The organism is Actinoallomurus acaciae (assembly GCF_042429965.1).
GTDB classification, from domain to species: Bacteria; Actinomycetota; Actinomycetes; order Streptosporangiales; family Streptosporangiaceae; genus Actinoallomurus; species Actinoallomurus acaciae.
The window spans coordinates 1-1,170 of the sequence record NZ_JBHLZP010001076.1; the positions used below are offsets into that span (position 1 = coordinate 1).

Annotated in this window: 2 protein-coding genes; both read left to right on the forward strand. The window is 33.1% G+C overall.

Going from position 1 to position 1,170, the window contains the following annotated elements; all coding sequences use genetic code 11:
- The coding region (lsoA, locus tag ACFFNX_RS52525) for a type II toxin-antitoxin system mRNA endoribonuclease LsoA (RefSeq protein WP_378213645.1) at positions 1-925 on the forward strand (925 nt) is incomplete at its 5' end.
- Positions 922-1,170, forward strand: a 249-nt coding sequence (gene lsoB, locus ACFFNX_RS52530; protein WP_378213646.1) for a type II toxin-antitoxin system antitoxin LsoB, incomplete at its 3' end; no start/stop codon positions are given. The genes lsoA and lsoB, both read left to right, overlap by 4 nt.

Here is a 1,170-nt window from a genome sequence, read left to right on the forward strand (position 1 = left end):
CATATCTGGCACATATAAAGGAATAGACTTCTTAATAAAACTAATGCCATCAGGCGGAAATACCACTATCGGAAGAGCGTCTGGGCAAAATAACACTTACTTTGATGAAATCGCCTTGATTATAAAAGAAAACTGTTTGTATTCAGACACAAAGAACTTTGAATACACCATTCCAAAATTCAGTGATGATGACAGGGCAAATCTATTTGAATTTCTTTCTGAAGAGGGGATAACAATAACAGAAGATAATAATAACGATCCTAATTGTAAACACCAATATATTATGACCACCAGCAATGGTGACAGGGTCAGGGCAAAAATTTACAAGCGCGGCTCTATTCAATTCCAAGGAAAATACCTTCAAATCGCGAGTTTGATTAACGATTTCATGTGCTCAATACTAAACATGAAAGAGATTGTCGAACAAAAAAATAAAGAATTTAATGTTGACATAAAAAAAGAAACTATTGAGTCCGAGTTGCATAGCAAACTACCAAAAAGCATCGATAAAATCCATGAAGATATCAAAAAACAGCTATCATGCTCGCTAATAATGAAAAAAATAGATGTCGAAATGGAAGATTACTCAACATACTGCTTCTCTGCATTAAGAGCCATAGAAGGCTTTATATATCAAATACTTAATGATGTTTGCAATCCATCATCATCAAAGAACCTTGGCGAATACTTCACTGAAAACAAACCCAAATATATAATCAGAGAAATACACCAAGAAACTATAAATGGTGAAATAGCGGAAGTTTTGTGTGAATGCTACACTTACTGGCATGAGAACAGGCATGGTTTGTTTCATATGAAACCAGGAATAGCTGACACGAAGACAATTAACAAATTAGAATCAATCGCAATCATCGATACCGTTTGCCAATTAATAGATGGTGGCGTAGCTAGGTTGAAATTATGAAAAAAGATAAAAAATATCAAATAGAAGCAATAAAAAATAAAGATAAAACTTTATTTATTGTCTATGCTACTGATATTTATAGCCCGAGCGAATTTTTCTCAAAAATCGAATCCGACTTGAAGAAAAAGAAAAGCAAGGGTGATGTTTTTTTTGATTTAATAATTCCTAACGGTGGAAAAAAAGATCGTTACGTCTATACGTCATTTAATGGCGAGAAGTTTTCAAGTTACACATTAAACAAAGTT